Below are 23,802 nucleotides of genomic sequence, written 5' to 3'. Positions count from 1 at the left end.
GCGCCCCCGCCTCGCCTTGCCGCCGCGGGGGGCGAATGATATCCCCCGGCGCATGACCACCCAGACCATCGACCGCATCCGCAACTTCTCGATCGTGGCCCATATCGACCACGGGAAGTCGACGCTCGCCGACCGGCTGATCCAGCTCACCGGGGCGCTCTCCGAGCGCGAGATGCAGGGGCGCGAGCAGGTGCTCGACTCGATGGACATCGAGCGCGAGCGCGGCATCACCATCAAGGCCCAGACGGTGCGGCTCGCCTACAAGGCGAAGGACGGCAAGGACTACGTCCTCAACCTCATCGACACCCCCGGGCATGTCGACTTCGCCTACGAGGTCAACCGGTCGCTGGCCGCCTGCGAGGGCTCGCTGCTGGTGGTCGACGCGAGCCAAGGCGTCGAGGCGCAGACGCTGGCCAATGTCTACCAGGCGCTCGACAACAATCACGAGGTCGTCCCGGTCCTCAACAAGGTCGATCTCCCGGCCGCCGAGCCCGACAAGGTGAAGCAGCAGATCGAGGACGTGATCGGGCTCGATGCGTCGGACGCGCTGCAGATCTCGGCCAAGACCGGCATCGGCATCCCGGACGTGCTGGAGGCGATCGTCACCCGCCTGCCGGCCCCCAAGGGCGACCCCGACGCGCCGCTCAAGGCCCTGCTGGTCGATAGCTGGTACGACGCCTATCTCGGCGTCGTCGTGCTGCTGCGCGTCGTCGACGGCGCGATCAAGAAGGGCCAGAAGGTGCTCATGATGGGCACCGACGCGACCTACGAGGTCGACCGCGTCGGCGTGTTCACGCCGAAGATGCAGGAGAAGGAGTCTCTAGGCCCCGGCGAGATCGGCTTCATCACGGCGTCGATCAAGGAGGTGGCCGACACCCGCGTCGGCGACACCATCACGGACGACCGCAAGCCGACCGCCAAGGCGCTGCCGGGCTTCCGTCCCGCCATCCCGGTGGTGTTCTGCGGGCTGTTCCCCGTGGATGCGGCGCAGTTCGAGGATCTGCGCGCCGCGATGGGCAAGCTGCGGCTCAACGACGCGAGCTTCACGTTCGAGATGGAGACGAGCGCCGCGCTCGGCTTCGGCTTCCGCTGCGGCTTCCTCGGGCTCCTGCATCTCGAGATCATCCAGGAGCGGCTCGAGCGCGAGTTCAATCTCGACCTGATCGCCACCGCGCCGAGCGTGATCTACAAGATCTACATGACCGACGGGTCCGAGATCGAGATCCACAATCCGGTCGACATGCCGGACGTGGTGAAGATCAAGGAGATCCACGAGCCGTGGATCCAGGCCACCATCATGACGCCGGACGAGTATCTCGGCAGCGTGCTGAAGCTGTGCCAGGACCGCCGCGGCGTGCAGACCGAGCTCACCTATGTGGGCAACCGTGCCATGGTGAAGTACGAGCTGCCGCTCAACGAGGTGGTGTTCGATTTCTACGATCGCCTGAAGTCGGTGTCGAAGGGCTACGCCTCGTTCGATTATCACCTCACCGACTACCGCGAGGCCGACCTCGTGAAGATGTCGATCCTGGTCAACGCCGAGCCGGTCGACGCGCTCTCGATGCTGGTCCACCGCACCCGCGCCGAGGGGCGCGGTCGCGCCATGTGCGAGAAGCTGAAAGAACTGATCCCGCCGCACATGTTCCAGGTGCCGATCCAGGCGGCGATCGGGGCGAAGATCATCGCCCGCGAGACGGTGCGGGCCTTCCGCAAGGACGTGACGGCCAAGTGCTACGGCGGCGACATCACGCGCAAGCGAAAGCTCCTCGACAAGCAGAAGGAGGGCAAGAAGCGCATGCGTCAGTTCGGCAAGGTCGACATCCCGCAGGAGGCGTTCATCGCCGCGCTGAAGGTGGATGTGTGAGGCGGACGCTGCCGTAGCCCGGATGGAGCGAAGCGCAATCCAGCTCTCGTCGACGACTGCTCCCGCATTCCGCTGCCGCTTCATGCGGGCTACGATGTGTTGAAGGTTGATGTGTGAGGTAATTGCCCGCGTCAGCCGCCGCCTTCTTCAGTGTCCTCGGCCTCGGGTTCGGGCGGCACGACGACTTCGGTCGTGCCTTCCGCCCACTTGAACGTCGTTTTGTTCCGCTGATCGTAGGCGTCGACGATCGCTTCGATCGCGTTTTTGAAAGACATCAATGATGCAGGTCGACCAGTTCGCGGCGGTGCGTCCATGACATCGAAGAACGCAACACGTCCGAAGTCATCGGGGTTCACCTCATAGAGGCCGACGAGAATTCGCTCGAACAAAGTCGGATCGTCGACCGGCTTCTCACGACCCGCCCGATAGCGGAAAATCTGGACGGCCTGCCCAAAGCTCGACGGAGCGGAGCTTCCGTCGTCGCAGGCATCCAAAGGCAAGAAGACGATGGCGCAGAGCACGGCATAGGGTTGTCGTTCGTGATAATCGGCGGCCTCGGCTCTCAGCTCGTTGTCGACCCGCGTGTAGTTCTTCGTGTATCGCTTCGTTTTCGCGTCACGAAAGTTGATGGTCTTGATCGATACGCCGAGACCGAGGCCGAGCTCGATGGTGGAGTAGTTCACGTCGAGCTTCTTCAGTCCCTTCCCGGTTCGCGCCTTGGATTCCTGTCCTGCGCCGGAGGCGTCCGGCAGAATCCCGGAGAAAGAGCTGCGAAGCGCATCTGCAAATCGCTGAGCGAGTGCTCGAGACAAGGACTCGGCATAGTTCTTCTTGTCGGTGCTACTGCCGTCTGCGACCGCATCCCTCGGTCCGGCCCATGAAAGTTCTCGCCCGATACTGTTCTCGGTGAGGGATCGGTTTTCGGTCGAAAAACGTTTCGTCGTGGAGTTCTTCGACTTCGCCATGACGTCACCGCGAGTTCAGCGATAGGAGTTGTCGTTCGAGCCCGAGCGCATCGATCGTCTCGCACTCCCATACGACCACGACACGAAAGCCCAGCTTTCGGAGCGCCTCGGCCTTGATGGCATCCCTTCGGACGTTGCTGTCGAACTTGGCGACCCAAAAGTCCCGATTGCGTGACGGTGTCGTGGTTCGGGCACAACCCTCGTGTCTGTGCCAGAAACACCCATTCACGAATACGGCCCACTTCCTCCGCTTGTTGGCGAAGTCGGGAGATCCCGGGAGCGATCTCACGTTACGCCGGTAGCCCAATTTCAGCTTGCGGAGCACGGCTGCAACGTCGTCTTCGGGTTTGGTGCGGCGTTGTCTCACGCGACGCATCAATACGGATCGCTTAGGGTCGATCGGGCGTTCGCAAACCGGTGGCTTCATTCCGCAGCGTCGAGGCGGGAAAGTCGACCATCGACGAACCGGTCGATGGCACGAACATGGTCGAGATGGGAACGAACACGTTCCTTGAACCCGGGCACGAAACGCAGCGAACTCTTCTCGATCCGAGATAGGAAGCCGGCCGTTGCGCGTTCCGACAACAAGGTCGGTTGGTATTTCAGGAATTCCTGAAGAGGCGGTCTGGTCTTCCAAGTCGGAAAGGCGGAGATGTGAACTTCGCGCCGGGTCTCTCCGTCGAAACGGGCGGCTCGTGGCCAGCGGACGCCCGTGAACGCGGCCGAGTCCCGCGAAGGATCGAAGCGAGAGGGCTTCCTCAAACGCATTCCAATCCATGCCGCCACTGGTCGGGTCACCGCGTTACCGACCAACGACCATCGGAACGAAGCGCGCCCAACCGCGGCGGCCGGTTTCGTCCAGTCTGCCCGAAACCCCTGGAGCCGCTCCGCATCGCGTATATCGGGTGTGACGATCTCGCCGTTCGACAGGAGGATTGCGGGTGGCGACGGAATCCCGACCGTCGAGCCATTCTTCAACGTCGGAACACAGTCGGGTCCCCAGCCCAGGCCGCGCGTGCCTTCCGTCCAGTAGAAGCCGTGCGCATGGGTGCGGAGATCGGTCGCTTGAACGCGAGGCTGCACCTCGTCCACGAGCAGGACGTCCGATGGATCGCCTTCGGTACTCGCGAGGAAGAAGACACGTTCTCGTCGCTGCGGCAGGAACGCGAGCGAATTAACGACCCGGTACGCCCATCGATAGCCGCGCTCCTCGAAGGCGGACACCAGCCTGTCCATGGCGCTGCCGCGGTCGAGTTGCAGCATGAACGACACGTTTTCCAGCAAGACCCAGCGAGGTCTGCTTTGGTCGATCAACCTAAAAACATGGCCGACCAAGCCCGACTTGCGGCCGTTGATCCCGGCGGTCTTGCCGGCTTGACTCAGGTCCTGGCAGGGAAAGCCGGCGGTGAGGAGATCGACATCGGCGGGCAATGATCTCAATCGTTCGACATCACCGATGTTCGGAACGTCGCCAAACCGCTCGGCTAAGACCGCGCGGGCGGGCTCCCAGACTTCGGACAGTACGACGCTCTCGTGGCCGCCTTGACGCAACCCGAGCTCCAGCCCGCCGACGCCAGCAAACAATCCAGCAATCTTCATCGTCACCCCGTCGCCTTCGATCCCAATGTTCATCAAACGTTCCGTCAAAGCAAGGGGAGCCCCGAAAACTTGCTCGGAAAATCGAGCGTGTAGCCGACTGGCGACAGCAGAGTGCGAAGCGACATCCGGGCTCTCGGCCACGGTCGTCCCGGAACGGGGCGGTGGGTCGCGGTTTGTCCCTCGAACGAGGGACCGCGCGATGGCCATTCCGCTTCCGAACCAGCCCTATCCGGCGGCGCCCGCCGAGCCGGAACCGACGCCGGCCGATCCGAATCCGGCGCCGGCGCGGCCGCCGCAGCCGGGCGAGGGCTCGCCGTCCGAGCCGATCGGCATTCCGCCCGCACGGCCGACCGAGACCCCGACGCCGGGCGAGCCGCTCGGCGTGCCGCCGTCCGGGCCCACCGAAATCCCGAGCAGCCCGACGACGCCGACCCCGCAGGCTTGAGCACGCGGGCCTAACCGGACCCGCGCATCGGGTTCGAACGGCCGTTCCGCGACGTCGCCTCGACGCACAGCCTCGTCATGGCCGCGCTCGTCGCGGCCATCCACGCCTGTATACTCGCGCCGCGGAAAGGCGTGGATGGCCGGGACGGAGCCCGGCCATGACGGGGCAGGGAGCTTGGCCTGGTGGACGTGACGGCACACGACGACCCCCTCTACAAGAAAATCGCGCTCCGGCTGATCCCGTTCATGATGGTGCTCTATCTGGTCGCGTTTCTCGACCGGGTGAACGTGTCGTTTGCGGCGCTGACCATGAATGCCGAACTCGGGCTGTCGGCCGCCGTCTACGGCTGGGGCGCCGGCATCTTCTTCCTCGGCTACTTTCTGTTCGAGGTGCCCAGCAACCTGATTCTCGAGCGGGTCGGCGCGCGGCGCTGGATCGCCCGCATCATGATCACGTGGGGGCTCGTCTCCGCCGGCATGGCCTTCGTGCAGGGGCCGACGAGCTTTTATGTGCTGCGCTTCCTGCTCGGCGTCGCCGAGGCGGGTTTCTTGCCCGGCATGATCCTCTATCTGACGTACTGGTTTCCGCAGGAGCGGCTCGCGCGCTTCGTCGGCCTGTTCATGATGGCGGTGCCGCTGGCGAGCGCGATCGGCGCGCCGCTGTCGAGCCTGCTCCTCCAGACCCACGGCTTTCTCGGCCTGTCCGGCTGGCAGTGGCTGTTCATCCTGGAGGGCCTGCCGGCCTGCGGGCTCGGCCTCGCGGTGCTGGCCTATCTGCCGGACGGGCCGGCGACGGCGCACTGGCTCTCCGACGACGACCGCGCCACCGTGGCGGCGCGGTTCGAAGCCGACCGGGCGGGGGCGAAAACCCGGCTGCACGCGGCGCTCGGCCCGGCGCTCGCAGACAGCCGCGTCTGGCTCCTGGGGCTGACCTACTTCGGCATCGTGGTCGGGCTCTACGGCGTCGGCATGTGGCTGCCGCAGCTCGTCAAGGCGCTCGGCTACGGGATCGAGCAGGTCGGCCTCATGGTCGCGATCCCCTATGCGGTCAGCGCCCTCGCGATGCTGTTTTGGGGCCGGCGCAGTGACCGCAAGGCCGAGCGCGTCATGCATGTCGCGCTGCCGACGATGCTGAGCGCCGCCGGCCTGCTCGCCGCCGTCCTGCTGCCGCCTAACATCTGGTCCATCGCGGCGCTCGGGGTCGCGACGGTCGGCATCTACGCGACGCTCGGGCCGTTCTGGGGCGTGCCGCCGCTGTTCCTCGAGCGCACCGCGGCGGCCGGCGGCATCGCGCTGATCAATTCGGTCGGCAATCTCGGCGGGTTTCTCGGGCCGATCGTCGTCGGCTTCAGCCTGCAGCACACCGGCAGCGCCCATGTGGGGCTCGTCGCCGTCACGGCCTGCCTCGCCGCCTCGGTCGCCGCCGTGCTGATCACCGGACGCCGGCTGGCCGCGGCGGCGCGCCCCGCCGCGGCCGGCGCGCCGTCTTGACGATGCGAAAAGCCCGGCGCCTCACTGCAGCCGCGGCGCGAGGTGCCCGAGCTTGTCGGGGTTGCGCACGAAGTAGATCGCCGCGATGGTGCCGTCGACGATCTCGAACGCCATGGTCTGCGGCAGGCCGTCGGTGTCCGTGATGATCAGGCCCGGCAGGCCGTTGAGCGTGGCGCCGCGGCTCGTGCCGATCACGCCCGGGAACTTCGTCGCGATGCCGGCGAAGAAGCGGGCGATGCGGTCGGCCCCGACGATCGGATTGAGCGCGGCGGTGCGGCGGCCGCCGCCGTCGCTGTGCAGCACGGCGTCGGCGGCGAGCAGCCGGGCGAGACCCTCCGGGTCGCCGCGCCGGGCCGCCTCGGCGAAGGCGGCGACGACGCGCGAGCCGTGCTCGGGCGGCACCGGGAAGCGCGGCCGGGCGGTGCGCACATGGGCGCGGGCGCGCGCCGCGAGCTGCCGGCAGGCCTCCTCGCTGCGCCCGAGCAACCCCGCCACCTCGGCGAAGTCGACGTCGAACACGTCGTGCAGCAGGAAGGCGGCGCGCTCCAGCGGCGACAGCCGTTCCAGCGCCAGCATCAGGCCGACCGAAAGGTCGGCCGCGTACTCGCTCGCCGTGCCGGCCGAGAAGTCCTCGGCGCCGAGCAGCGGCTCCGGCAGCCACGGGCCCACATAGGTCTCGCGCCGCGCCCGGGTGGCGCGCAGCCGGTCGAGGCACAGCCGTGCCACCGTGCGCGACAGGAACGCCTTCGCGTTCTCCACACCGGCCCGGTCGGCGCCGTGCCAGCGCAAGTATGCGTCCTGCACGGCGTCCTCCGCCTCGGCCACCGAGCCGAGCATGCGATAGGCGAGGCCGACGAGGTGCCGGCGATGCGCCTCGAAGGTTTCGGCGGGATCGTCCGCCGTCCGGGGGCTGGTCGGCCCATTCGGGGCGTGCGGCCCCTCCGGGGCGTTCGCCGGCTCGTCCATGCGGGGGCTCCGGGTCAGGCGGCCGCGGCGGTCGCCTTGTCGGCAGGATGCTGCACCCGGAAGCCGATCGCCAGCCGGTTCCAGGTGTTGATCATGCCGATCGCGATCGACAGCGCGATCGCCTCGTCCTCGGAGAAGTGCGCCCGCACCGCCTCCCAGGCCGCGTCCGGGGCGTGCGTGTCGGCGACCCGGGTGAGCGCCTCGGCCCAGGCGAGCGCCGCCCGCTCGCGCGGCGTGTAGAGGGCGGACTCCTCCCAGGCGTCGAGCAGCACCAGCCGGGCGACGCTCTCGCCGGCCTTCAGGGCGTCGGCCGAATGCATGTGCAGGCAGAAGGCGCAGCCGTTGATCTGCGACACCCGCATCTTGATCAGCTCGAGGATCGTGTGGTCGACGGCCTTGCCGACCCACGTCTCGACCCCGATCAGTGCCGTGACGCCCTCGTGCTTGCGGCCGAGCCAGTTCTTCACCCGCTCCTGCATGTCGGTCTCCTGTGTGTCGTCGCCCGCGATCCCTCGCGGTTCCGAACCCAAGACGGAGCGGCCCGAGGGGCCGTGACATGCCGGACAGAAAATTTCTGCCGCCGTTGGCGCCGGGAGCTCCCTCGCGCTGCCACTTGCAGGCTCAAAATCCGCCGCTATATCCCCTTCGTTTCGATCACCATCCCGAGTGGCCGCCAGGACGCACGCCATGACTTCCGACGCCGTGAACCCCGACGCCGTGACCGCCGATTCCGACGCCCCGACCGCCGACACCCCGACCACCGCCGCGCCCCCGCCGGGCGAGGTCCACGCCTTCCAGGCCGAGGTGGCCGAGCTCCTGCACCTCATGGTGCACTCGGTCTACTCGGAGACCGACGTCTTCCTGCGCGAGCTGATCTCCAACGCCTCCGACGCCTGCGACCGGCTGCGCTACGAGGCGATCGCGAACCCTGCGCTGCTCGCCGACGATCCCGAGCTGAAGATCAGCATCCGGGCCGACAAGTCGGACTCGATGCTGACGATCTCGGACAACGGCGTCGGCATGGACCGGCAGGAGCTGATCGACAATCTCGGCACCATCGCGCGCTCCGGCACCCGCGCCTTCGTCCAGAAGCTCGCGCAGGCCAAGGACGGCTCCGGCCTGATCGGCCAGTTCGGCGTCGGCTTCTACGCCGCCTTCATGGTGGCCGACCGCATCGCGGTGACGAGCCGCCGCGCCGGCTCGGCCGAGACGTGGGTGTGGCGCTCGACCGGCAGCGCCGGCTTCGAGGTGGCGCCCGCCGACCCCGAGACCGCGGCGACCTTTTCACGCGGCACCGAGATCGTACTTCACCTGAAGAAGGACGCGAAGAAGTATCTCGACGAGTACGAGATCGAGCGCGTCGTCCACGCCTATTCGGACCACATCCAGTTCCCGATCATGCTGATCCCGGGCGGCAAGCGGCCGACCGGCGAGCCGCGCCAGCTCAACAGCGCGAGCGCGGTCTGGCAGCGCTCCAAGTCGGAGCTGAAGCCGGAGGACTACGCGCAGGCCTACCGCTCGATCTGCGGCGCCTTCGACGAGCCGGCCGTGACGCTGCACTACCGGGCCGAGGGCCGGCAGTCCTACGCGGTGCTGCTGTTCGTGCCGTCGGGCTCGCTCTTCGATCTCTACGACCCGGCGCGCAAGAGCCATCTGAAGCTGTATGTCCGGCGCGTCTACATCACCGACGATGCGTCGCTGCTGCCGAGCTGGCTGCGCTTCGTGCGCGGCGTCGTCGACTCCGAGGACCTGCCGCTCAATCTGTCGCGCGAGATGCTGCAGAACAATCCGCAGGTCGCGGCGATGCGCAAGGCGATCACCACCAAGGTGCTGGCCGAGCTGGAGAGCGTCGCGACGAAGGATCCCGACAAGCTCGCGACCGTGTGGAGCGAGTTCGGCGCCGTGATCAAGGAGGGCCTCTACGAGGAGCCCGATCGGCGCGAGCAGATCCTCTCGCTCGCCCGCTTCACCTCGACCAAGGGCACGGGCCGCACCCTCGCCCAATATGTCGAGGCATTGCGCGAAAACCAGACCGAGATCTACTATCTCGCCGGCGAGGATCTCGATCGCCTCAAGGCGAACCCGAAGCTCGAAGCCGCCAAAGCGCGCGGCATCGAGGTGCTGCTGCTCACCGATCCGGTCGACGCGCTGTGGACGTCGCTGCGGCTCGACTTCAAGGGCAAGGGCTTCAAGTCGCTCAGCCAGGGCGAGGTCGACTTCAGCCTGGTGCCGCTCGCCGAAGAGGCGAAGGCAGAAGCCGAGGCCGGCCAGACCGACACGCCGGCCGTCGACGAGTCCGCGGTGATCGCCGCCGTGAAGCTGGCGCTCGGCGAGCGCGTCTCCGACGTGAAGGCGTCGCAGCGCCTCACCGACAGCGCCGCCTGCCTGGTCGCCGGCGGGACAGGGCCGGACCGCGAGCTGGAGCGCCTGCTCGCCAAGCAGAGCCGCGCCTCCGGCACCAAGCCGATCCTCGAGCTGAACATGAAGCACGCACTGGTCGGCGCGCTGTCGCGCGAGAGCGCCGGCGGCCACGCCGACGAGGCCGCCGATCTCGCGATGCTGCTGTTCGAGGAGGCGCAGATTCTCGACGGCGAGCTGCCCGACGACCCCGCCGCCTTCGCCCGCCGTCTCAACCGCCTGGTGACCCGCGGCCTGCCGGGCTGATCAGGACCGGTCGGGAGAGCGGCTTCTTCTGAAGTCGCTCACCCCGGGCGATCAGGCGCGGCCGCGCTTGCCTGTCGGCTTGCCGGCCGCACCCCGCGCGGCCTTGCGGGCACCGGCGGGCTTGCTCTTGCCGGCGCGGAAGGGCTTCTTCTCACGGAACGGCTTTCCTTCGTACGGAGGCTTGCCTTCGCGAAACGGCTTGTCCTCGCGAAGCGGCTTGTCCTCACGCGCCTCCTGGCGCCACGGCTTCTTCGCGAATCTCTTCTTCTCCGGCGCGGCCGGGCCGTTGTCGGACGGCGCGTGCGCCGTCGCGCCGCGCTCGTGGCGGGATCGGTCGCCGGGACGAACCCTGCCGCCGTGCGGCCGGAGCCGGCCGGCGGGCCGGTCGTGCTGTCCCGAGGGCGCCTGCGGGCCGTCGGGCAGCGGCTCGAGGCGGATGTTCGATTCCTTGTCGGGGCGGGCGATGGCCGCGGCGAACAGCTCGGCGGCGTCGGCTGCGATCTCGATCTCGCTGTGGCTGTCGCAGATCCGGATGGCGCCGACGGCGCGCTTGTCGATGCCGCCGCGGCGGCAGATCATCGGCAGCAGCCAGCGCGCTTCGGCGTTCTTGTTGCGCCCGACGCTGGCCCGATACCAGACGCTGCCGCCGGCGAGGCCGGCGTGCCGCTTCGGCCGGGCGTCGATCGGATCCCATGCGGGGGCGGCCCCGTCGTCACGTGCGGGCGCAGCCGTTCTCGCATCGTCGGTCCTCGCCCCCTCTGCCCACGCCTCGTCGCGATCACGCCGCGACCGGCCGGCGCGCTCGCCGGGATCGACGATGTCCTCGGGCGAGGGCAGGCCGGCGCGCAGAATCCGGGCCAGCGCGGTCGCGAGCTGCTCGGGGCTGCGCTGCGCGAGCAGCGCCTGCGCCCAGATCAGGTCGTCCTCGCTCGGCTCCTCGGCGAGCCTCGGGTCCTGCAGGACGCGCTCGAGGTCGAGCCGCCGGATCTCCTCCGGCTGGGGCGCGCTGCCCCACACCGCGTCGATGCCGGCCTGGAACAGCATGGTCTCGACCCGTCGGCGGCGGGCGTTGGGCACCAGCAGGATGCTGACGCCCTTGCGGCCGGCGCGGCCGGTGCGGCCGGAGCGATGCTGAAGCACCGCCGGATCGTTCGGCAGCTCGGCGTGGATGACGAGGCCGAGATGAGGCAGGTCGATGCCGCGCGCCGCCACGTCGGTGGCGACGCAGACGCGGGCGCGCCCGTCGCGCAGCGCCTGCAGCGCGAGCGTCCGCTCGTTCTGCGCCAGCTCCCCCGAGAGCGCGACCACGGAGAAACCGCGCTCCAGCAGGGCCGCCTGCAGGTGGCGTACGGCATTGCGGGTGTTGCAGAACACCAGCGCGCCGGGCGACTCGAAATAGCGCAGCAGGTTGACGACCGCGTGCTCGACCTCGTGCGGCGCGACCCGGATGGCCCGGTACTCGATGTCGGCATGCCCGCTTTCGTCGCCGGCGACGTCGATGCGCAGAGCGTCCTTCTGATACTCGCGCGCCAAGGCGACGATGCCGCGCGGAAGAGTCGCCGAGAACAGCAGCGTGCGGCGGCTGTCCGGCGTTGTCTCGAGGATCAGCTCCAAGTCCTCGCGAAAGCCGAGGTCGAGCATCTCGTCGGCCTCGTCGAGCACCACGGCCTTCAGGCCGGAGATGTCGAGGCGGTGCCGCCGCAGGTGGTCGCACAGCCGCCCCGGCGTCCCGACCACGATGTGGGCGCCCTCGGCCAGCTCGCGCTGCTCGCGGCGCGGGTCGGTGCCGCCGACGCAGGAGACGACGCGGGCGCCGGTGTGGCCGTAGAGCCAGGCGAGCTCGCGCTGCACCTGCAGGGCGAGCTCGCGGGTCGGCGCGACCACCAGGGCGAGGGGGGCGGCGCCGGGCTCGAAGCCGTCGGCGTCGCCGAGCAGGTCGTCCGCGATCGCCAGCCCGTACGCGACCGTCTTGCCGGAGCCGGTCCGCGCCGACACCAGGAGGTCGCGGCCGGCGGCGTCGTCGGCGAGCACGGCGGCCTGCACCGGGGTCGGATCGTCGTAGTTGCGCGCGGCGAGGGCGCGGGCGAGCGGCGGACGGGTCGGCAGGAATGTCACGGGAGGTCGGACCTGGGTTGGATAGAGGCCGCTGGCGGCTCGGGTGGGGGATCGAGCCGATGGGATCGCGCGACACGGCGATCCGAGGCGGCGACGGGTCGGCAGCCGTCGCGTTCGACGGGTGGCCGCTCGCCGGGCGCCCTTGTAGCAGCCCGCGGCCGTGTCCGCCACGCCCGCCGCTGCCCGCTCATCGTTTTCTGTTCGCGAACGTTACCTGCGGCCTGCCGGGCTGATCAGAAACGGCCGGGACCGATCAAACAAGAAAAGGAGGACGCCGGCGGCGTCCTCCTTCGCGTTTGGGAGAGTGAGCGTGACGCGCAGGCCGGATCACAGGCCGACCTTGGTCACCACCAGCGCACTGCCGTTGTTGTAGGCGTGGGCGTAGAACAGGCCGCCGCTCTTGACGCCGTCGACGATGTAGGCGGTCTGGCTCGCATCGTTGCCGACCATCATCACGCCCGGCTCGTTGGTCGCGAAGCCGCGGTCCAGCCAGGTGCATTCGCCCGGCTGCGGGGCGACGCTGGTGCCGGCGGCGGTGCCCGGCGCGAAGCGCAGCGTCAGCTGGGTCGCGCCCGTCACCTCGGCCGACATCTGGCCGCCCGCGTTGCACACCAGCGGCGCGGAGGCGGGTGCGGCGACGGGCTGCGGCGGCGTGATCACCTGCGTCACCGGACGCGGCGCGACCGTCTGGGTGACGACGCGCTGCGGCACGACGCGCTGCGGATAGGCCTGCTGCTGCGCATAGGTCTGGTGCGGATACACCGGCACCGGGACAGGCAGCGGCAACACGTGCACGTCGCGGCGCGGCGGGCACATCAGCTTGCCGCCGACCGTCACGCAGTTGCCCGGCCCCGGGCCGACGTCCGGCGGAGTCTTGGCCTGACCCTGGCCCTTGTTCGGGTCGGGCACGCAGGTCGGCCCGACGCAGGGCTGCGGGCCCGGAGTCGGAGGCGTCGTGTCGGACTGCTTCGGCGGCAGCGGAAACTTCGGCTTGATCGAGTCGATCTTGTCGCTCTTCGGCAGCGTGAAATCGGGCTTCTTCGGGCCGTTTGGGGTGTTCGACCCGACCTGATCGCCTTTCGGCAGCGGAAACTTCGGCTTGACCGAGTCGATCTTGTCGCTCTTCGGCAGCGTGAAATCGGGTTTCTTCGGTCCGGCCGGCGTGGTCGACCCGACCTGATCGCTCTTCGGCAACGGAAACTTCGGCTTGAAGGGGCCGGTCGCGGGACCTGCGCCGGGACCCGAGGCCGGCTTGATGGCGTCCTTGGGCAGCAGCAGGATGTGCGGCTTGACCGGCTTCGACGGGGTGGCCGACGGCCCGACGGAGCTGGTCTGCGTTTGCGGCTTCGAGAGCGGCTTCGTCAGCGGAACCGGCGCGAGCTGCGGACGGTTCGCGACCGACGGTGTCGGCGTGACGCGGGTCGCGGTGACGCCGCCGGTCTGGACCGGGCGCTTGAAGGTCAGCGGCCCCGGCTTGGCGGCCGGATCCGCAGGGGCGGCGACAGTCGACGACGCAGACGCAACAACGAGCAGAGCCGAGGCAAGCGCGGCCGTTCCGAGATGCTTGGTCATGACGTCCCTCAGTTCGTTCGTCCGTCTCGCCGGCCGGATGCCGACGACGCCTCCAGCATCCAGGAGTGGTAGACGACGAACTGTGAGACAGCTCACACAAGCCGCGGCGGGTGACGTCCGCGCCGTCGTGCGTTCAGAGGCCGCTTCCGCGAGACGCGGCGGCGGCCGGCGCCGGGCGCGGGGGCACGTGCGGTTCCGGCGGCACGTCGTCCTGCGGGCCGGAGGTGAGCAGGCGCCCGAGCCGGCGGCCGAGCTTGTGCTGCAGGTCGTCCATCAGCGTGAACACGCTCGGCACCACGACGAGGCTGAGCAGCGTCGAGGTGATCAGGCCGCCGATGACGGCGACGGCCATCGGGGCGCGGAAGCCGGAGTCGACGTCGAGCCCCAGCGCCACCGGGATCATGCCGGCCGTCATGGCGATGGTCGTCATCACGATCGGCCGGGCGCGCTTGTGGGCGGCGTCGAGAAGCGCGGCGTCGCGCGGCATGCCGGCCTTGATCGCCTCGATGGCGTACTCGACCAGCAGGATCGAGTTCTTGGCGACGATGCCCATCAGCATCAGCACGCCGATCACGGCCGAGATCGACAGCGCCTTGCCGGTGACGAGGAGGAGCGTCATCGCGCCGCCGACCGCGAGCGGCAGCGCCATCATGATGGTGAGCGGCTGCATGAAGCCGCCGAACAGCACCACCATCACGACGTAGACGAGCAGCACGCCGGCGCCGAGCGCCACCGCGAAGCTGACGAACAATTCGACCATGATCTCGGCGTCGCCGGTCTTCTGCTCGCGCACCGAGGCGGGCAGCTCGCGCATGATCGGCAGCGCGTGGATCTGCTCCAATGCCTGGCCGAGCGGCAGGCCGTTCAGCTCCGCCTCGATCGCCGCCTTGCGGGTGCGGTCGAGCCGCTGGATGGTCGCCGGGCCGCTGGCGAGCCTGATCTCGGCGACCGCCTTGAGCGGCACGCTGGCGCCGCTCGTCGTCGCGACGCGGAGGTTCTCGATGGTCGGCAGGCTGGCCCGCGACGCCGGGTCGATCTGCACCCGGATCGGGATCTGGCGGTTCGGCAGGTTGAACTTGGCGAGGTTCTGGTCGGCGTCGCCGAGCGTCGCGATGCGGGCCGTGGCGGCGATCGAGGCGACCGAGACGCCGAGCTCGGCGGCGCGCTCGGGCATCGGCACGATCTGGATCTCGGGCCGCCGCAGGCTCGCCGTCGAGGCCGCGGTCGGGAACGACGGCAGCGTGCGCATCTGGCGCTCGAGCGCGGTCGCGGCGCGGTCGAGCTCGACCGGGTTGTCGCCGGTGAGCGTGATCGTCACCTTGGCGCCGCCCATGCCGTCGGCGCCGAAGCGGAACCGGGTGCCGGGAATCTCGGCCAGCAGCGGCCGCAGCGCCGTCTCGATCTGCTGCTGGGTGAGGGCGCGCGCATTCGCCGGCACGTAGTTGATGTAGACGATGGCGTTGCGCGGATCGCCGCCGACCGAGGGCGCGCCCGGCCCCTGGCCGCCCGCCGCGACGCCGATCGCGGCGAACACGCTCGTCACGTCGGACCGCGCCTTGGCGATGTCGGTGACGCGCTTCACCACGGCCTCGGTCTGGGCGAGCGTCGCGCCCGGCGGCAGCTCGACGCCCAGCGCCGAGCGGCCGGTGTCGCGGGCCGGCATCAGGTCGGACGGCACCAGCGGGATCAGCGCGATCGAGCCGGCGAAGATCACCAGCGCGCCGATCACGGTGAGCCAGCGGTGCCGGATCGAGGCGGCGAGGAAGCGCAGATAGACCCGCATCACCACGCCGTCGCGAGGGCCCTTCTCCGGCTTCACCTTCAGGAAGTAGGCGCCGAGCATCGGCGTGACGAGCCGCGCGACGACCAGCGAGAACAGCACCGCGACCGACACGGTGACGCCGAACGGCTTGAAGAACTGGCCCGGGATGCCGGGCATGAACGCCACCGGCACGAACACGGCCACGATGGTCAGCGTCGTCGCCACCACGGCCAGCCCGATCTCGTCGGCGGCGTCGAGCGCCGCCCGGTAAGGCTTCTTGCCGTCGCGCATGTGGCGGACGATGTTCTCGATCTCGACGATGGCGTCGTCGACCAGGATGCCGACCACCAGGGACAGCGCGAGCAGCGTCACGCCCGAGAGCGCGAAGCCGAACGCCTTCATCACGAAGAAGGTCGGGATCAGCGACAGCGGCATGGCGAGCGCCGCGATGAAGGTCGCCCGCAGGTCGCGCAGGAACAGGAACACGACCAGCACGGCGAGCGCCGCGCCCTCGACCAGCGTCTCGATGGCGCCCCGGTAGGACTCCTCGACGAACCGCACCGTCGACGACACGCGCTTGATCTCGACGCCGGGCGTCGCCTGCTCCAGCGTCTCCAGCCGGGCCGCGACTTTCTTCGCGACATGCACCTCGCTCGAGCCGACGGTGCGCAGCACCTCGAAGGCGACGACCGGCTGGTTGTCGAGCTTGGCCGACTGGCGCTGCTCGGCCGCCGTGTCCTCGACCGTGCCGAGCTCGGAGAGGCGCGCCTTGCGGCCGCCCGGCAGGGTGATCAGGCGAGCCCGCAGGTCGTCGACCGTCTCGGCGCTGCCGACCGTGCGGATCGACTGCTCGCTCGCCCCGAGCGTGCCGCGGCCGCCCGGGCTGTTGAGGTTCTGGTTGCGCAGCTGCGTGTGGACGTCGACGGCCGTGATGCCGAGCGCCATCAGCCGGGCCGGATCGAGCTCGATCCGGATCTCGCGGTCGACGCCGCCGACCCGGTTGACCCGGCTGACGCCCGGGATCGACAGGAGCGCGCGGGCCACCGTGTCGTCGATGAACCAGGAGAGCTGCGCGACCGACATCGCCGGCGCCCGCACCGTGTAGGTGACGATGGCGCCGCCCGAGATGTCGACCCGACTGACGATCGGCTCGAGAATGTCGGCCGGCAGGGTGGCGCGGGTCTGGGTGACCTTGTCGCGCACGTCGTTGACGGCGCGGTCGACGTTCTTGCCGATGTTGAACTCGACCACGGTGTTGGAGGCGCCGTCGTAGACCGTGGAGGTGATGTGCTTGATGTCGCCCAGCCCGGCGACCGCGTCCTCGATGCGGCGCGTCACCTGCGACTCGAGCTCGGCCGGGGCGGCGCCCGGCTGCTGCACCGTGACCACCACGGCGGGCAGGTCGATGTCGGGATTGTTGTTGATGCGCAGGCCCGGATAAGCGACGAGGCCGGCCATCGTCAGCACGACGAACAGCACCACGGTGGCGACCGGGTGGCGGATCGCCCAGGCCGAGATGTTGTTGCGGCCGTGGACCACGGTCCGCGCCGGCCGGGGCGCGTCGTCGTTCTGCGGCGTGCTCATTCGGGCGGGCGCGCGTCGGCGCTGTCGATGCGGACGAGATCGCCGTCGTTGAGGAAGCCGGCGCCGGCGAAGACGATGCGCTCGCCGCGGCCGACGCCGCCGCGCACCTCGACCCAGCCGTCCTGGCGGGTTCCGGTGTCCAGGAGCTTCACGGCGACGCGGCCGTCCGGGCCGACCGCGAAGGCGGCCGGCCGCCCGTCGCGGAAGACCAGCGCCTCCTGCGGCAGCGCGAGCACCTCGGCGGAGCCGACCGCGATCTCGGCATTGGCGAACATGCCGGGCCGGAGCCCGCTGTCGCTCGGCAGCGCCACGTAGACGGTGCCGAGCCGGGTCGCCGGATCGACCACGGGCGCGACCAGCCGGACGCGCCCGGCCACCACCGTGTCGCCGTGCAGGACCCGCACCGCCTGGCCGGCCGCGACGCTCGTGAGATCGAGCTCCGGCACCTGCGCCTGCAGCTCGACGCGGCCGTCGCGGATCATCTTGAACAGCTCGGCGCCGACGCTCGACACGGTGCCGACGAGCGCGGTGCGCTTGGCGATCACGCCGTCGGTCGGCGCCCGCACCACGGTCTGGGCGATGCGCGCCTTCACCTCGTCGCGCTGCGCCCGGATCATGCCGAGCCGCGCCTCGGTGGCGCGCGCCGTCATCTGGCGCTGCTGGAAGGTCGCCTCGGCGATGTTGCGGCTCGCCTGCAGCTCCTGGGCGCGGCGGAGCTCCGCTTGGGCGTTCTGCGCGTTGGCCTCGGCCTCCAGGGCGGCCGCCTCGTACTGGGCGAGCTGCGCCTGCAGGATCGCATCCTCGAAGCGCGCCAGCACCTGGCCCTTGGTGACCCTGTCGCCCTCGTCGACCGTCACCTCGACGATGCGCAGGCCGGCGATCTCGGCCGCGACGGTGAGCAGCTGCCAGGCGGCGACCGAGCCGGTGCCGACCACGCTGCGGGTGATGCGCCGCGTCTCGACGCCGGCGACCGACACGGTGAGGGCGGGCCGCGGCTCGGCGCGGGTGGGCGTCGCGGCCGGGGCCTGCGCGGGGGCGGAGACCGGGACGGCCGCATAGGCGGCGAGACCGGCGGCGATCAACGCCAGCGGCAGCGCGATCGTCACGGTGCGCCAGTGGCGGCGGGTGCCGGTCGGTGCGGGGGTGCCGTCGGCGTCGGCATAGGCGCCGGTCGGGCGGTCGGTCGGAAATCGCTCGGTCACGTCGAAATCTCTACTGTTCCCGGCACGGCGCGGGCGCGGTCGCCCGCTCCGGGACATGGGCCGACTAGACCCTCCAGAATTGTGTCGATTCGACGGTGCAGGCCCGTCCACGCGGGCTTTTCGCCGCGCCGTCGTGGCGCCGGGTCATCCGTTGGAACGTCCGGCGCCCGCGGGCGTTGTCCGGGGCTCCCAGGGCTCGAAGGGTCGCGCATCGCGTCGCCCTGTCTGCGAACCGAGCCGCGGCGCGCCATCTCACGGTACCTTCGACACCCGATATCCGACACGCCGCCGCGATCCCATCGGCCGCGGCGCGGTCACCCGAGCAACTGCAGGAACCGACATGCGGAACACACCAGTGGTCTCTCGCACCGGCCGGCCCGCGACCCCGACGCGCCCCAGGGCATCCGAGGAGGCCGGCGGCCGCCGCGCCTTCACGATCGGGCTCGAGGAGGAGTTCTTCCTGGTCGGCGCCCGCACCCTCGCGGTGCCGCGCCGCGTCGATCCCGCCGTCTTCCGCCGCGCCGAGGCGGTGACGCGCGGCCGCGCCAAGCCGGAGTTCCTGCAGGCCCAGGTCGAGATCGTCTCCGGCGTGCACGACACGCTCGGCGGTGCCCGGGCCGAGATGGCGGAGCTGCGCGAGGCGGTGGCGGATACCGCCGACGCGCACGGGCTCGCCGTGCTGGCCGCCGGCACCCATCCGGGCGCCGACTGGCGCCGCGTCCGCCAGACCGAGGCGCAGCGCTACGACCGGGTGATGGACCAGCTCCAGATGATCGGCCGCCGCGATCTCCTGTGCGGCCTGCACGTCCATGTCGAGCTTCCCGATCCGGCCCGCCGGGTCGAGATCATGCGGCGCATGGTGCCCCACCTGCCGCTGCTCTTGGCGCTGTCGACCTCGTCGCCGTTCTGGTGCGGCCTGCCGACCGGGCTGAAGGGCTACCGGCTCGCCGCCTATGCCGAGCTGCCGCGCACCGGGCTGCCGGCGGCGTTCCGCAGCGAGGCCGAGTACCGGGCCTATGTCGACGCGATGGCGCGGGCCGGGGCGATCCCGGACGCCAGCTATCTGTGGTGGGCGATCCGCCCGTCCGCGTCGCTGCCGACGCTGGAGCTGCGTGCGCCCGACTGCTGCACCCGGCTCGACGACGCCATCGCGGTCGCCGCCCTCTACCGGGTGCTGGCCCGCCATCTCTACCGCACCCGCCCGGCCGCCGACGACATGCCGGCCGTGACCCATGCGCTGGCGCAGGAGAACCAGTGGCGGGCGCAGCGAAACGGCGTCCAGGCGAGCTTCGTCACCCGCGACGGGCCGGAGCCGGTCGCGGCCGTGCTGGAGCGCCTGCTGCGCCAGGCGGCCGACGACATCGAGGCGCTCGACTGCGCCGCCGAGGTCGCGCACTGCCGCACCATCGTCGCCGACGGCACGTCGGCGGATGCCCAGCTCGCCGCCTACGAGCGGCATGTCGCGGGCGGTCACCGCGCGGCGTTGCGGGCCGTGCTGCAGTGGCTGCGCGACGAGACGATCGCGACGCGGGCCGATCCCGAGCCGCGCACCATCGCCGCCCCGCCGCTGCTGCCGAGCCACGACCCGGAGGCCGATCGCGACAGTCTCTGAGATCGCCGTCCGGCGCGCCCGCAGCCTCCGCCCCGGCGCTCCTCGTGGAACGCCGGGGCACGTTGCGCATCGGGCGGCTTGCGAACAATCTCGCGATCCCGCACACCGGGATCGCGACCATGACGAGCCTCTCCGGCTCGGGTGTCGCGATCGCCGCGTCACCCCCGGAGCACGAGGCCCGCGTGAATCCCGCCGATCGTTCCGACGCCGTGAAGGGCGCGTCCTCCGTCGAGCCGATGCCTGCCGCCGAGCCGACGCCGGCCGCGGCACCGGGCAACGCGGTGCCGGCGGTGCTGCGGCGCTACGCGCCGGGTCTCGCCCTCGCCGCCGCCGTCGCGCTCGCCGCGCTCGCCGCCGAGCCGCTGGTCGGCCGGGTGCTGCCAATCCCCGCCATGGTGATCGCGCTGCTGATCGGCGTCGCCTTCAACCGCCTCGCCGCCCGGCCGCTGTACGAGCCGGGCCTCACCTACAGCGTGAAAAAGCTCCTGCGCATCGCCATCGCGCTGCTCGGCACCCGCATCGCGCTCGGCGACATCTTTGCGCTCGGCGTGCCCGTCGCCTTGCTGATCGTCGCCGGCATGGCGGCGACGATCGCGTCCGGCGTCTGGTTCGCCCGCCTGCTCGGGCTCGACCGGCGCTACGGCGCACTTGCCGGCGCCTCGACGGCCGTGTGCGGCGCCTCGGCGGCGCTCGCCACCGCGACCGTTGTTCCGAACTATCCCAGCAAGGCCGCCGACGTCGCCTTCACGGTGATCGCCGCCAACGCCTTCTCGACCCTGGTGATGATCCTCTATCCGCCGCTCTGCGCGCTGCTCGGCCTCGACCCGCAGGCGACCGGCATCATGCTGGGCGGCACCGTCCACGACATGGCCCAGGTGGTCGGCGCCGGCTACGCCGTCTCCGAGCCGGTCGGCAACACGGCCGTGATCGTCAAGCTGTTCCGCATCTTCCTGCTGCTGCCCGTGGTGCTGATCGTCGGCTGGTGGCTGCTGCCGCGCGACGGCGCGCAGATGCACGCCAAGGTGCCGGTGCCGGTGTTCGCGCTGGTGTTCCTGGCGCTGTGCCTCGTCAACAGCCTGGTGCCGGCGGTGCCGGGCGCCGCGGCGCTCTACGCGCCGGTCAAGGCCGCCTTCCACGTCGCCTCGACGGCCGGCCTGCTGATCGCCATCTCGGCGCTCGGCCTGCAGACCTCGCCGGCCGCGATCCTGCGCATCGGCTGGCGGCACGTCGCCGTGTTCGTCGGCGCCACGCTGGTGATTCTCGCCGTGGTGACGGGCGGCCTGCTCGCGCTGCACTGACGGCTGCCTTGCACTGACGACGCGCGACCACCAAGACCCGACCACGCGACACGGAGGGGAGACCATGCCCAAGATCGACATCGACGCCGTTCCGCTCGACACCGGCATCGGCTATCCGGCGCAGTTCCGCGGACCCGTCGAAGGTCGCGTCCGCCAGCGGCTCGGCCGGGCCGCAGGCCTCACCCGGTTCGGCGTCAATCTGTGCCGCCTGGCGCCCGGCGTCGCCTCGTCGCTGCGCCACTGGCACAGCGACGAGGACGAGCTCGTCTACGTGCTGGAGGGCGAGGTGGTGCTGGTCGAGGACACCGGCGAGACGGTGCTGAAGGCCGGCGAGGCCGCCGCCTGGCCGGCCGGCACCGGCCTCGGCCACTGCCTGGTCAACCGCTCCGACCGCGACGCCGTGGTGCTGGAGATCGGCAACCGCGCCGCGACCGACACGGTCGAGTATCCGGGGCTCGACCTCAAGATCGAGCGCACCGCGAGCACCGGCCGCTACGTGCACCGCAACGGCGAGCCGTACTGAGCGACACGCGCCGGCCGTGCCCCGGACAAGGCGCGTCGCGCCGCGCCCGGAACACGAGGTCCCGGCCGGCCGCTTGCGCGCGCCCGCGGCAGTGGGCAAGATCGCTGCCCCGACAACACCAAAAAGACGTTCGGGACGGAAACAGCCTGTCGCTCGCGACGCCCGGGAGGAGCCCCCGCATGCGTGTCTCTCGTCGATTCGTCTCGGCCGCGTTCGCCTCCGCCGCCGTCGCGCTCGGCCTCACCGCCGTCGCGGCGCCCGCGCGCGCCGACGTGAAGATCGGGGCGGTCCTCTCGACGACCGGGCTGGCCGAGTATCTCGGCGCCCCCGAGAAGCGGACCCTGGAGCTGTGGGTCGAGGCGATCAACGCGGCCGGCGGCGTGAATGGCGAGAAGCTGAACCTGATCGTGCACGACGACGGCGGCGACCCGGAGACGGCCCGCAAGCTCACCGAGCGGCTGGTGCGGGACGACAAGGTGGCGGCTATCATCGGCGGCACCACCACGGCGACGACGCTCGCCATGATCCCGGTGGTCGAGGCCGCGCAGGTGCCGTTCGTGTCGCTCGCCGGCGCCGTGCAGATCGTCGAGCCGGTGCGCAAATGGGTGTTCAAGACCCCCCACACCGACCGTATGGCCTGCGAGAAGATTTTTGCGGACCTCAAGCGCCGCAAGCTGACGACGATCGCGATCGTCTCGGGCACCGACGCCTTCGGCCGCTCGATGCGCGAGCAGTGCGTCAAGGCGGCGCCCGGGGCCGGCATCACGGTGGCGCACGAGGAGATCTACGGCCCGGCCGACACCGACGTGTCGGCCCAGATGGCGGCGCTCAAGCGCAAGCCCGGCCTGCAGGCCGTCGTGGTGGCGGGCCACGGCCAGGGCCCGGCGATCGTGACGCGCAACTACGCGCAGCTCGGCATCAAGCTGCCGCTCTACCAGTCGCACGGCGTCGCCTCGAAGAGCTTCATCGAGCTCGCCGGCCCCGCTGCGGAGGGCGTGCGGCTGCCGGCCGCGCCTCTCCTGGTCGCCGACAAGCTCGCCGACGGCGACCCGCAGAAGGCGGTGCTGCAGGACTATGCGAGGACCTGGCAGCAGAAGACCGGCCAGCCGGTGTCGGCTTTCGGGGGGCACGCCTATGACGGGCTGATGCTGGTGGTCGATGCGGCCAAGCGCGCCGGCGGCTTCGATCCGGCCAAGCTGCGCGACGCCCTCGAGGCGACGCGCGGCCATGTCGGCACCGGCGGCATCGTCACCATGTCGCCGACCGACCACACCGGCCTCGACCTCTCGGCGCTGCGCATGCTCGAGATCCGCAAGGGCGACTGGGTGCTGGTCTCCGAGCAGGGCTCCTGAGAGCAGGGCTCCCGAAGCTCGTCAAAAGCCTGGACCGAAACGAGAATTGCTCCAAACGGGGCGGACTTTGACCTAGGACAAAGCCGCTCGGGGGAGGCCCCGCCCAATCTTCGCGCAGGGACCGGCGCCGTGTCGGTCCCGCGGCTCTGCAACTCGTGACGCGACACCTATCGACGTCAAAGGCGCAGCCGCCCATCCCGATACGACCCGAAAGCGACCGGCGCGTCCGGCCCGGGCGATCGGCACCCGCGAGGACGTCCATGCTCGATCACGACATCATCAGCGCCCTCAAGCAGGTGCTCGATCCCGAGATGGGCATCTCGATCGTCGATCTCGGCCTCGTCTACCGGGCCGACTGGACGGCCGAGGGGATCGTCGTCGACATGACCACCACGGCGCCGACCTGCCCGTTCGGCGAGGTGATGGCGCGGGCCGCCAAGGCGGCGCTGCGGCGCGCCTTCACCGAGACGCCGAGCGTCCAGGTCCGGCTGCTCTGGGATCCGCCCTGGAGCCCGGAGCGGATGACCGAGGAGGGCCGCTTCGCGCTCGGCTGGGAGTTCGGCGAGCCGTTCTCCGACACGCGGCACTGACGTATTTCGACTGTCGACGCGGCGCCCGCGCGGCGCTGGGCGCGGCGTCTCCCGGCCCCCCGGGACACGCCGCGATCACGTTTGTGTACAAATGATCGCACCCCCCGCGGAACCGGTTGCCCTTTCCGGTCCCGGGATGGTTGACTGCGCTCACACGCCGGCGGCGTGCTCCTGCTGATCGATCGACGACGACCCGCGC

General features: G+C 70.4%; 18 protein-coding genes. 9 read left to right on the top strand and 9 right to left on the bottom strand.

Annotated features, from left to right (window positions below):
- Positions 1–52 precede the first annotated feature (52 nt).
- Positions 53–1,864: a translation elongation factor 4 gene (gene lepA / locus ABTU92_RS18390; protein ID WP_408093088.1), complete on the top strand. Its 1,812-nt coding sequence runs from the start codon at positions 53–55 to the stop codon at positions 1,862–1,864.
- 131 nt (positions 1,865–1,995) lie between these two features.
- On the opposite strand, the gene ABTU92_RS18385 is transcribed toward lepA, so the two are convergent.
- From ABTU92_RS18385 to ABTU92_RS18375, 3 genes are read right to left on the bottom strand one after another with little or no spacing between them, the layout of a single operon-like run.
- On the bottom strand, positions 1,996–2,829 hold the full coding sequence (locus ABTU92_RS18385; RefSeq protein WP_408093087.1) for a hypothetical protein: 834 nt from the start codon (positions 2,827–2,829) through the stop codon (positions 1,996–1,998).
- A gap of 4 nt (positions 2,830–2,833) precedes the next feature.
- Positions 2,834–3,256, bottom strand: coding sequence for a very short patch repair endonuclease (locus tag ABTU92_RS18380; protein ID WP_408093086.1), 423 nt, complete (start codon positions 3,254–3,256; stop codon positions 2,834–2,836).
- Entirely contained in the window at positions 3,253–4,428 is a 1,176-nt protein-coding gene (locus tag ABTU92_RS18375; RefSeq protein WP_408093097.1) for a DNA cytosine methyltransferase, read from the bottom strand. Before ABTU92_RS18375 ends, ABTU92_RS18380 begins: the two co-directional genes overlap by 4 nt.
- Positions 4,429–4,627: 199 nt before the next feature.
- On the opposite strand from ABTU92_RS18375, the gene ABTU92_RS18370 reads away from it, so the two are divergent.
- Both ABTU92_RS18370 and ABTU92_RS18365 read left to right on the top strand, forming a co-directional pair.
- On the top strand, positions 4,628–4,873 hold the full coding sequence (locus tag ABTU92_RS18370; RefSeq protein ID WP_408093085.1) for a hypothetical protein: 246 nt from the start codon (positions 4,628–4,630) through the stop codon (positions 4,871–4,873).
- 182 nt (positions 4,874–5,055) lie between these two features.
- The gene (locus ABTU92_RS18365; protein ID WP_408093084.1) at positions 5,056–6,363 is read left to right on the top strand and encodes an MFS transporter; all 1,308 of its coding nucleotides are present in this window, start codon (positions 5,056–5,058) and stop codon (positions 6,361–6,363) included.
- Positions 6,364–6,384: 21 nt separating this feature from the next.
- Here ABTU92_RS18365 and ABTU92_RS18360 read toward each other — a convergent pair whose 3' ends face one another.
- Together ABTU92_RS18360 and ABTU92_RS18355 are read right to left on the bottom strand one after the other, a co-directional pair.
- Positions 6,385–7,329: a sigma-70 family RNA polymerase sigma factor gene (locus ABTU92_RS18360; RefSeq protein WP_408093083.1), complete on the bottom strand. Its 945-nt coding sequence runs from the start codon at positions 7,327–7,329 to the stop codon at positions 6,385–6,387.
- Between the two features lie 14 nt (positions 7,330–7,343).
- Positions 7,344–7,808 carry a carboxymuconolactone decarboxylase family protein gene (locus ABTU92_RS18355; protein WP_408093082.1) on the bottom strand — a complete coding sequence of 155 codons (465 nt, stop codon included), beginning with the start codon at positions 7,806–7,808 and terminating at the stop codon, positions 7,344–7,346.
- A 208-nt stretch (positions 7,809–8,016) separates the two neighbouring features.
- On the opposite strand from ABTU92_RS18355, the gene htpG reads away from it, so the two are divergent.
- The gene (htpG, locus tag ABTU92_RS18350; RefSeq protein ID WP_408093081.1) at positions 8,017–9,993 is read left to right on the top strand and encodes a molecular chaperone HtpG; all 1,977 of its coding nucleotides are present in this window, start codon (positions 8,017–8,019) and stop codon (positions 9,991–9,993) included.
- Positions 9,994–10,044: 51 nt separating this feature from the next.
- On the opposite strand, the gene ABTU92_RS18345 is transcribed toward htpG, so the two are convergent.
- The 4 genes from ABTU92_RS18345 to ABTU92_RS18330 all read right to left on the bottom strand — a co-directional run bounded on the left by ABTU92_RS18345 (position 10,045) and on the right by ABTU92_RS18330 (position 18,228).
- Positions 10,045–12,108, bottom strand: a complete 2,064-nt coding sequence (locus tag ABTU92_RS18345) for a DEAD/DEAH box helicase (RefSeq protein ID WP_408093080.1) — start codon at positions 12,106–12,108, stop codon at positions 10,045–10,047.
- A gap of 327 nt (positions 12,109–12,435) precedes the next feature.
- A complete protein-coding gene (locus ABTU92_RS18340) occupies positions 12,436–13,680 on the bottom strand; it encodes a hypothetical protein (RefSeq protein WP_408093079.1) in 1,245 nt (414 codons plus the stop codon).
- A 133-nt stretch (positions 13,681–13,813) separates the two neighbouring features.
- Positions 13,814–17,026: an efflux RND transporter permease subunit gene (locus ABTU92_RS18335; protein WP_408093078.1), complete on the bottom strand. Its 3,213-nt coding sequence runs from the start codon at positions 17,024–17,026 to the stop codon at positions 13,814–13,816.
- The gene (locus ABTU92_RS18330; protein ID WP_408093077.1) at positions 17,023–18,228 is read right to left on the bottom strand and encodes an efflux RND transporter periplasmic adaptor subunit; all 1,206 of its coding nucleotides are present in this window, start codon (positions 18,226–18,228) and stop codon (positions 17,023–17,025) included. The genes ABTU92_RS18335 and ABTU92_RS18330 overlap by 4 nt, the downstream gene beginning before the upstream one ends.
- Before the next feature lie 340 nt (positions 18,229–18,568).
- Between ABTU92_RS18330 and ABTU92_RS18325 the strand changes: the two genes are divergently transcribed.
- The 5 genes from ABTU92_RS18325 to ABTU92_RS18305 all read left to right on the top strand — a co-directional run bounded on the left by ABTU92_RS18325 (position 18,569) and on the right by ABTU92_RS18305 (position 23,603).
- Positions 18,569–19,840, top strand: coding sequence for a carboxylate-amine ligase (locus ABTU92_RS18325; RefSeq protein WP_408093076.1), 1,272 nt, complete (start codon positions 18,569–18,571; stop codon positions 19,838–19,840).
- 119 nt (positions 19,841–19,959) lie between these two features.
- Positions 19,960–21,138: a YeiH family protein gene (locus ABTU92_RS18320; protein ID WP_408093075.1), complete on the top strand. Its 1,179-nt coding sequence runs from the start codon at positions 19,960–19,962 to the stop codon at positions 21,136–21,138.
- A gap of 64 nt (positions 21,139–21,202) precedes the next feature.
- Positions 21,203–21,661 (top strand): cupin domain-containing protein, encoded by a 459-nt coding sequence (locus tag ABTU92_RS18315; RefSeq protein ID WP_408093074.1) that lies wholly within the window; start codon positions 21,203–21,205, stop codon positions 21,659–21,661.
- A gap of 179 nt (positions 21,662–21,840) precedes the next feature.
- A complete protein-coding gene (locus ABTU92_RS18310; RefSeq protein WP_408093073.1) occupies positions 21,841–23,013 on the top strand; it encodes an ABC transporter substrate-binding protein in 1,173 nt (390 codons plus the stop codon).
- Positions 23,014–23,273: 260 nt separating this feature from the next.
- A complete protein-coding gene (locus tag ABTU92_RS18305; protein WP_408093072.1) occupies positions 23,274–23,603 on the top strand; it encodes a metal-sulfur cluster assembly factor in 330 nt (109 codons plus the stop codon).
- Positions 23,604–23,802 lie beyond the last annotated feature (199 nt).

The organism is Rhodoplanes sp. SY1, from assembly GCF_046000175.1.
Lineage (GTDB): Bacteria > Pseudomonadota > Alphaproteobacteria > Rhizobiales > Xanthobacteraceae > Rhodoplanes.
Note: the sequence above shows the minus strand (reverse complement) of the source record. Positions and strands in the feature narration are given on the sequence as shown.

Bases quoted from the DNA above. Each gene is read 5' to 3' on its own strand.
- ABTU92_RS18385 (WP_408093087.1), bottom strand. From the start codon at position 2,829: ATGGCGAAGTCGAAGAACTCCACGACGAAACGTTTTTCGACCGAAAAC.
- ABTU92_RS18355 (WP_408093082.1), bottom strand. From the start codon at position 7,808: ATGCAGGAGCGGGTGAAGAACTGGCTCGGCCGCAAGCACGAGGGCGTC.
- ABTU92_RS18320 (WP_408093075.1), top strand. From the start codon at position 19,960: ATGACGAGCCTCTCCGGCTCGGGTGTCGCGATCGCCGCGTCACCCCCG.
- ABTU92_RS18325 (WP_408093076.1), top strand. From the start codon at position 18,569: ATGCGGAACACACCAGTGGTCTCTCGCACCGGCCGGCCCGCGACCCCG.
- ABTU92_RS18360 (WP_408093083.1), bottom strand. From the start codon at position 7,329: ATGGACGAGCCGGCGAACGCCCCGGAGGGGCCGCACGCCCCGAATGGG.
- ABTU92_RS18335 (WP_408093078.1), bottom strand. From the start codon at position 17,026: ATGAGCACGCCGCAGAACGACGACGCGCCCCGGCCGGCGCGGACCGTG.
- ABTU92_RS18305 (WP_408093072.1), top strand. From the start codon at position 23,274: ATGCTCGATCACGACATCATCAGCGCCCTCAAGCAGGTGCTCGATCCC.
- ABTU92_RS18375 (WP_408093097.1), bottom strand. From the start codon at position 4,428: ATGAAGATTGCTGGATTGTTTGCTGGCGTCGGCGGGCTGGAGCTCGGG.
- htpG (WP_408093081.1), top strand. From the start codon at position 8,017: ATGACTTCCGACGCCGTGAACCCCGACGCCGTGACCGCCGATTCCGAC.
- ABTU92_RS18340 (WP_408093079.1), bottom strand. From the start codon at position 13,680: ATGACCAAGCATCTCGGAACGGCCGCGCTTGCCTCGGCTCTGCTCGTT.
- ABTU92_RS18370 (WP_408093085.1), top strand. From the start codon at position 4,628: ATGGCCATTCCGCTTCCGAACCAGCCCTATCCGGCGGCGCCCGCCGAG.
- lepA (WP_408093088.1), top strand. From the start codon at position 53: ATGACCACCCAGACCATCGACCGCATCCGCAACTTCTCGATCGTGGCC.
- ABTU92_RS18315 (WP_408093074.1), top strand. From the start codon at position 21,203: ATGCCCAAGATCGACATCGACGCCGTTCCGCTCGACACCGGCATCGGC.
- ABTU92_RS18380 (WP_408093086.1), bottom strand. From the start codon at position 3,256: ATGAAGCCACCGGTTTGCGAACGCCCGATCGACCCTAAGCGATCCGTA.
- ABTU92_RS18310 (WP_408093073.1), top strand. From the start codon at position 21,841: ATGCGTGTCTCTCGTCGATTCGTCTCGGCCGCGTTCGCCTCCGCCGCC.